Below are 6,811 nucleotides of genomic sequence, written 5' to 3'. Positions count from 1 at the left end.
GGGGGGGGGGGGGGTAGGGGTTTGTTTGGGGGGGGGGGGGGGGGGGGGGGGGGGTTTTTGTGTCCGGGGGGCGGGGGGGGGGATCGGGGGGGGGGTCCGGACGCCAGCGCCGGCGAGACGACGGGCACATCAGGCCGTCAGGCCTTGCACTGCTCCGCTTCGGTCTCGGCGCAGATGTCGCGGATCAGGTCGTAGTACGCGTCGTCGACCGGCTTCGTGGCGTAGAACACGCTGCGGAACGCGTCGGAGTCGGCGCCGTCGATGCCCGCGGCGATGATGTCGTCGATCGTGACCTCACCGAGCGCGTCGACGAGCTCCTGCGCGACCTCGTCCGGGAGGGACGAGGAGTAGACCAGGGGCGCACCGGGCACCATGGTCTCGTCGATCACCTTCACCTTGTCGGACTTCTCGACCTCGGAGTCCTCGGCGAACCCGACCTCGCACTCGACGCCCTCGCCGACCTTCTGCACGCTCACGTCGTGCTTGCCCGCGAAGACCGGCGTGATGTCGGCCTGGGGGTCGATGCCCGCCTCGAGCAGGTTGTAGGAGGGGAAGAGGTAGCCGGAGGTCGACGACGGGTCGACGAAGCAGACCTTCTTGCCGGCGAAGTCCTTCAGGCTGGTGATGTCGCTGTCGGCGGGGACGATCGCCTGCGAGTAGTAGCCGGGCTCCTGGCCCTCCTCGGTGATGATCGACGAGATGGGCGTGAGCTTCGCGCCGTTGTTGGTGGCGGTCACGTAGGTGAAGCCGGAGAACGACGCGACGTCGACCTTCCCGGCGACGGCGGCCTCGATCAGCGCGGCGTAGTCGGTGGACTCGTGGTACTCGACGGTCTTCCCGGTGACCTCGGCGATGTAGTCCATCAGGGGCTGGTAGTTGGTCTCGGTGTCGACCGAGTCGGGCACGACGCCGAAGACCAGCGTGTTCTCGTCGACGGCGAACCCGCTCGCGCCGGCGGACTGTGCGTCGCCGGGGGCGTCGGTGGCCTCGGCCGTTCCGGCACAGGCGGCGAGGCCGAGCGCGAGGATCGCAGCGCCGGCGAGGGCGGGGAGAGCACGGAGCTTCATGGTGGACCTTTCAGGGTGGGAGGGGTGATCCTCGACGACTCTGACAGGCCCGGTCTTCAGATGTATACCTATCTTGGAAGAGTTCAGGGCGCGTTCACCCGCCAGTCGCCTGGGTGAACACTCACCGACCATCCGCGGCCTCCGCCCGATGGCGAAGTAATGTACCTATGTGGCTGAAGCTGTGTACACCCAGATCGCCGACGACCTGCGCGCCCGGATCACCGACGGCACGCTGGGCCCCGGCGACGACGTACCCACCGAGGCCGAGCTCGCCGAGCGCTGGCACACCTCCCGCGGCCCGATCCGCAACGCGCTCGCGGCGCTGCGCGCCGAGGGGCTGATCGAGACCGGTCGCGGACGCCCGGCGCGCGTCGTCGCGCGCAAGGCGAACCAGGCGGTCGACGTGTCGGTGCCGTTCACGCGCTGGGCGCGCGAGCTCGGCGTGACCCCCGGCGCCGAGACGCAGGAGCTCAGCCTGCGCCGCGCCGGCGACCTGGGCCCCGCGCTCGGCGTGGGGCGTGACGACACCATCGTCCGCGTCGTCCGCCTGCGCCTCCTCGACGGGCGGCCGACCATGCTGGAGCGCCTCGCCTACACCGAAGACGTCGGGCGTCGGCTGTTCGAGGTCGATCTGGACGAGGTCTCGATCACCGAGTACCTGGCCTCCCTCGGGCATCCGATCGTCACGCTGCGGCACGAGATCGATGCGGTTGCAGCCGACGAGCAGGACGCGAGCCTGCTGCGGGTTCCGCGGGGCGCACCGATCCTGCGACTCACGCGCACGTCGCGCGACGCCGACGGACGCGTCTTCGAGGCCTCGGAGGACCGCTACCTCAGCGAGGTGGTCCGGTTCACGGTGGCGGCGTCCGGCATCTCGACCGATGGGCACTTCATGCGCGCCGTGGGTGCGTGAGGAGAGGGATTCGGCCGCAGGGGAAAGGGCCCGGAAACAGATTCGCGATCGCGGGCACGGGAGTGTTCAGAAGCCAGAAAGATCGCGCCCGCGATCGCAGCGCTGGGGACGCTTTATCTGGGGAGCTTTCAGCATATGCCGGTGCGAATTGGGCTCTGAAGTGCCGAAAGTCGAGACCTTTTTAGACTTTCGTCTAGGTCTGTTCGCGCGCACGCAGCGCACTCTGCCACTGTAGCGCCTCAGGCCACCGGCAGTGCGGCCGACACGAGCCAGTGCCCGTCGACCTCCCCCGCGTTGAACTCACCGCTCGCGCCCATGACGCGCTCGGCCATGCGGCCGAGGCCCGTGCGACTCGACGAGAGCTCGCGGCGGGGCGTGGTCGGAAGGGGACTGCGCAGGGTCAGGTGCGCGGTGTCGTCGTCCACGGCGAGACGGATTTCGACCGTGCCCTCGCCGGCGTACTTCAAGATGTTGGTGGCGGACTCGCGCACGATGCGCGCCAGCACGATCTCCACGGCGCGCGGGATGCGCTCGTCGCCCGGGTCGCCTTCGCACACCACCGTGTGCCCGGCGGCCGCGAACTCGGTGCGTGCTTCGTCGATCGCCGCGACGAGGTCGCCCGTCGGCATGCCTGCCGACCGGGGCCCGTCGTCGGCCAGCTCGATCACGAACCGGAGATCGGTCATGGCCTTGCGCGCGGCCACCCGGATGGCCTCACGCGAATCGTCACTGGTTCCGGGGTCCTCGAGCATCTGCACGTGCAGCGACACCACCGTGAGGTGGTGCGCGATGCTGTCGTGCAACTCGCCGGCGATCCAACGCCGCTCGGCGAGCACTGCTTCGCGTTCCTGTTCGGCCGCTGCCTCGAGCTGACGCTCCAGGCGGCTACCACGTGCGAACGCGATCCGCAGCGCGAAGCCGACGGCTCCCGCGACAGCGGCGAAGACCAAGAAGAGGGCGACGTTCACGCCGGCGTCGGCGTCGCCCATGGCGACGACGGCGGCCGAAACGAGGAACGCGCCGGTGTACGACAGGATCAGCGAAGTCCAGCCGAGCCTCATGACCAATCCGGCCGCGACAGCGGCGGCGGTCAGGACCTGGGATTCGGTTCCTGCCAAGAAAGAGAGGGCGAACACGACGCCGAGGGCGCATGTCGCGATGAGCGGTTTCCAGAGGTAGAGGGCGAACGCGGCCGTCGAAGCGATGCTCACCAGCACTGCTCCCGGGTTGACCCCGGGGGTGGTGATGAACCCGATGAGATCGACGGCGATCGTGATGGAGATGATCACCAGGACGACGATCCGCTCGATGGGACTGAGCTTCTCGCCCCGGACCAGCCGGAGAGTATCCGCAGACCCGCGAATCGAATGGTCGAAGGCCATGGTTCACTATCTCCTATTCGCCAGGTACTCTAGCGGACGAGACCAAAGAACTTGCCAACCTGCTGCCAGAAAGTCATTACGTTCACCTCCATTTTGTAGTCGTTTGTCGATGTCTGTATTCATCTTCTCGACGACGCTGAGCGGGCACATCTGTCTTGAGTCCAGACCTCGATGGCCAAAGGTCTACAGCGCGGATCCGCGGGTGCAGCGCGGTTAGGCTTCCTCCATGCAGGAAATCCGCGTCGTGATCGTCGATGACGATCCACTGGTCCGCTCCGCGCTGTCCCACTTCGTGTCGCGCGCGCCGGAGATCACGGTCGTGGCGCAGGCGGAGGACGGTCGGGAGGCCCTCAGCACGGTGGAGCGGGAGAAGCCGGACGTCGTCATGATGGACGTCCAGATGCCCGAGATGAACGGCATCGAGGCGACGGCGGCCATCGCGCAACGGTGGCCCGATGTGCGGATCCTCGCCGTGACCACCCTCGACGGCAGCGACACGGTCCTGCCGATGCTGAGCGCCGGGGCGTCGGGCTACCTGCTCAAGGACTCCAGCGCGGAGGACATCGTGACCGGCGTGCGCGAGGTGTTCGCCGGCCAGAGCTCGCTGTCCCCGCGCATCGCCTCCATGCTGATCCGGCACGTGCGCGACTCCACGCCCGCCGCGACCGCCGCTGATGCCCTCGAACCGCTCACGGACCGTGAGGAAGAGGTGCTGCAGTGCCTCGCGAAGGGCATGTCGAACGCCGAGATCGCCAAGGCGCTCATCGTGTCGGAGGGCACGGTCAAGGCGCACCTCGGGCGCATGATGTCGAAGTGGCACCTGCGCGACCGCGTGCAGATCCTCGTCACGGCCGCGCACGCGGGACTGGTCACCTTCCGCTGACCCCGTGCCTCGCGCGGCACGCGGGCATTCCGCTGGCGCACCGCGCGCGCCGCGGGGATCCGGGAGAGTGCTCACACCTGCATCCATCTCCGGACCGTCGGCGTCGACGGTCCGAGGGCTGTCGTTCTTCCACCCCGCGCCATCTCCAGAATGGAACCGCGGGGGTCACAGCGCAAGCAGCACGATGCCGGTCAGCACGATGAGCGAGGCGCCCACCCGCCACCCTGGCCGCGACTCCCTGAGCACGACAGCGCCGAACAGGCTCACCAGCACCACGCTCACCTCGCGCAACGGCGCGACCAGCGCGACCGGAGCGATCTGGATCGCCGACAGCACGAGGATGTACGACAGGGGCGACAGCACACCGAACGCCAGGATGCGGCGCCACTGGGCACGCCCGAGCGCCCACACCGCGGGCCAGCGGCGACGGACCGCGATCGAGTAGAACGGCACCTGCAGCAGGGTCGTGCCCACCATGAAGGCCACCGGCGACAGGCTCCACGTGCGCACCGCATGCGTGTCCCAGATCGTGTACACCGCGATCGCTACGCCCGTCAGCAGCCCGAACACCAGGCCGAGGTCGACGCCCCGCCCTCCGCCGCTCCCCCGGTCGACCAGCCCGACCGCCACCACGCCGACGATCACCGCGGCGACGCCGACCAGTGCGATGCCCGACGGCCGCTCCCCCAGCAGCAGCACCGCGACGATCACCGACAGGAAGGGACCGGTCCCGCGCGCCGTCGCATACACGGTCGACAGGCTGCCCTCGCGATAGCCGCGCTGCAGCACCGCCATGTACACCACGTGCAGCACGGCCGAGACACCCACCCCGAGGGCGAACGAGGCGAGGTCGGACGTGCCGAGGCCCCCCGTGAACGGCACCGCCCCGATCCACACGGCCGTGCTGGCCACCGCGCCCCAACACAGGAACGGCGAGCCGGCGCGGCTGATGCCGTGCGCGATCACGTTCCAGGCGGCGTGGGCGACGGCGGCACCGAGGACCAGGACGAAGGCGAGTGGGGACACGACAGACCCTTCCGTTCGGCGCAGGCACGACGAACAGGGTCCTCCGGGCTTTTGTCCTGTCAGATGACGGCCCTCTCACGGGAGCGGACCGTGGCGCCGCTCGGACCAGACGGGTGCGGACCCCGGAACCCTAGGCGCTATCGGGACCACCCTAGCCGTCCGAGGTGAACCGGAGGGGAACGCCGGTCGCGACTACGCTCGAAAGACACCCCGCGCAGGAAGGTCATGCCCATGCCCGTCACCCCGGTCGCTCTCGCCCACGCCGAGGACCTCGCCGACTTCGTCGCCGCCTCCCCCTCCAGCTATCACGCGGCGGCCGAGGTCGCCCGTCGCCTGGAGGACGCCGGGTTCACGCGGCTCGACGAGCACGACGCGTGGCCGTCCGCCGCGGGCGGGCGGTACGTCGTGGTGCGCGACGGAGCCGCGATCGCCTGGGTCGTCCCCGCCGACGCCACCGCGACCACGCCCGTGCAGGTCTTCGGCGCCCACACCGACTCCCCTGGCTTCAAACTCAAGCCGCAGCCCACGACCGGTGTCCGCGGGTGGCTGCAGGCGGCGGTCGAGGTCTACGGCGGCCCGCTGCTGAACTCCTGGCTCGACCGGGAGCTGCGCCTCGCCGGTCGCCTGGCCCTCGCCGACGGCCGCGTCGTGCTCGCCGACACGGGTGCCCTGCTGCGACTGCCGCAGCTGGCGATCCACCTCGACCGCGGCGTGAACAACGGCCTCGCGCTCGACAAGCAGACCGAGACGCAGCCCGTGTGGGGACTGGGCGACCCGTCCGAGGCGGACATCCTCGCGGAGCTCGCGGCCTCCGCCGAGGTGTCGGCGTCTGACATCCGCGGCTACGACGTGGTGGTGGCCGATGCGGCACGCGGCGCGGTGTTCGGCAAGGACAGCGCCTTCTTCGCCTCCGGTCGCCTGGACGACCTCGCCTCCGTGCACGCCGGCGTGGTGGCGCTGCAGGCGCACGAGCCCGCCGCTGGTGCGCCGATCGCGGTGCTCGCCGCGTTCGACCACGAGGAGCTCGGGTCGGAGTCGCGCTCCGGCGCGGCCGGCCCGTTCCTGGAGGACGTGCTGGAGCGGGTCTACGACGGGCTGGGCGCCGACGCGTCGGCCCGCCGTCGGGCCTACGCCGCGTCGTGGTGCCTGTCGAGCGACGTGGGTCACTCGGTGCACCCCAACTACGTCGGCCGCCACGACCCCGTGGTGCAGCCGGTGCTCGGCTCCGGCCCCATCCTCAAGCTCAACGCCAATCAGCGCTACGCCACGGACGCGGTCGGCAGCGCCGCCTGGCGTGAGTGGTGCGAGCGCTCGGGCGTCGCCACGCAGGAGTTCGTGTCGAACAACGGCGTGCCCTGCGGCTCCACCATCGGACCGATCACGGCGACGCGCCTGGGCATCCGCACGGTCGACGTGGGCATCCCGATCCTGTCGATGCACTCGGCGCGGGAGCTCGCCGGCGTGAGCGACCTGCACGACCTGACACGCGTGGCCGGAGCGTTCTTCGCCGGCTGAGCCCCGCACCGGCGCAGCAGTGCCA

At 70.0% G+C, this 6,811-nt stretch carries 6 protein-coding genes; 3 read left to right on the top strand and 3 right to left on the bottom strand.

The genetic code is table 11. From position 1 onward, the window contains the following. Positions 1–137: 137 nt before the first annotated feature. Positions 138–1,067, bottom strand: coding sequence for a phosphate/phosphite/phosphonate ABC transporter substrate-binding protein (locus ACWGQ1_RS07925; RefSeq protein ID WP_136036454.1), 930 nt, complete (start codon positions 1,065–1,067; stop codon positions 138–140). A 169-nt stretch (positions 1,068–1,236) separates the two neighbouring features. Here ACWGQ1_RS07925 and ACWGQ1_RS07920 point away from each other — a divergent pair, with 169 nt between their 5' ends. Continuing rightward, positions 1,237–1,980, top strand: coding sequence for a GntR family transcriptional regulator (locus ACWGQ1_RS07920; RefSeq protein ID WP_247982129.1), 744 nt, complete (start codon positions 1,237–1,239; stop codon positions 1,978–1,980). Positions 1,981–2,219: 239 nt separating this feature from the next. On the opposite strand, the gene ACWGQ1_RS07915 is transcribed toward ACWGQ1_RS07920, so the two are convergent. Then, entirely contained in the window at positions 2,220–3,362 is a 1,143-nt protein-coding gene (locus ACWGQ1_RS07915) for a histidine kinase (RefSeq protein ID WP_452312729.1), read from the bottom strand. Positions 3,363–3,588: 226 nt separating this feature from the next. Here ACWGQ1_RS07915 and ACWGQ1_RS07910 point away from each other — a divergent pair, with 226 nt between their 5' ends. Further along, a complete protein-coding gene (locus tag ACWGQ1_RS07910; RefSeq protein ID WP_240744674.1) occupies positions 3,589–4,245 on the top strand; it encodes a response regulator in 657 nt (218 codons plus the stop codon). A 165-nt stretch (positions 4,246–4,410) separates the two neighbouring features. Here ACWGQ1_RS07910 and ACWGQ1_RS07905 read toward each other — a convergent pair whose 3' ends face one another. Next, a complete protein-coding gene (locus tag ACWGQ1_RS07905; RefSeq protein ID WP_452312728.1) occupies positions 4,411–5,271 on the bottom strand; it encodes an EamA family transporter in 861 nt (286 codons plus the stop codon). A gap of 231 nt (positions 5,272–5,502) precedes the next feature. Here ACWGQ1_RS07905 and ACWGQ1_RS07900 point away from each other — a divergent pair, with 231 nt between their 5' ends. Further along, a complete protein-coding gene (locus ACWGQ1_RS07900) occupies positions 5,503–6,786 on the top strand; it encodes a M18 family aminopeptidase (RefSeq protein ID WP_452312738.1) in 1,284 nt (427 codons plus the stop codon). The last annotated feature ends 25 nt before the right edge of the window (positions 6,787–6,811 follow it).

Source organism: Microbacterium sp. NPDC055599 (genome assembly GCF_053618975.1).
This window is presented reverse-complemented; position numbering and strand designations above follow the sequence as displayed.

What these genes read in the sequence shown, in the direction of transcription:
- ACWGQ1_RS07925 (WP_136036454.1), bottom strand. Translation starts at nt 1,067, where the DNA reads ATGAAGCTCCGTGCTCTCCCCGCCCTCGCCGGCGCTGCGATCCTCGCG.
- ACWGQ1_RS07915 (WP_452312729.1), bottom strand. Translation starts at nt 3,362, where the DNA reads ATGGCCTTCGACCATTCGATTCGCGGGTCTGCGGATACTCTCCGGCTG.
- ACWGQ1_RS07910 (WP_240744674.1), top strand. Translation starts at nt 3,589, where the DNA reads ATGCAGGAAATCCGCGTCGTGATCGTCGATGACGATCCACTGGTCCGC.
- ACWGQ1_RS07900 (WP_452312738.1), top strand. Translation starts at nt 5,503, where the DNA reads ATGCCCGTCACCCCGGTCGCTCTCGCCCACGCCGAGGACCTCGCCGAC.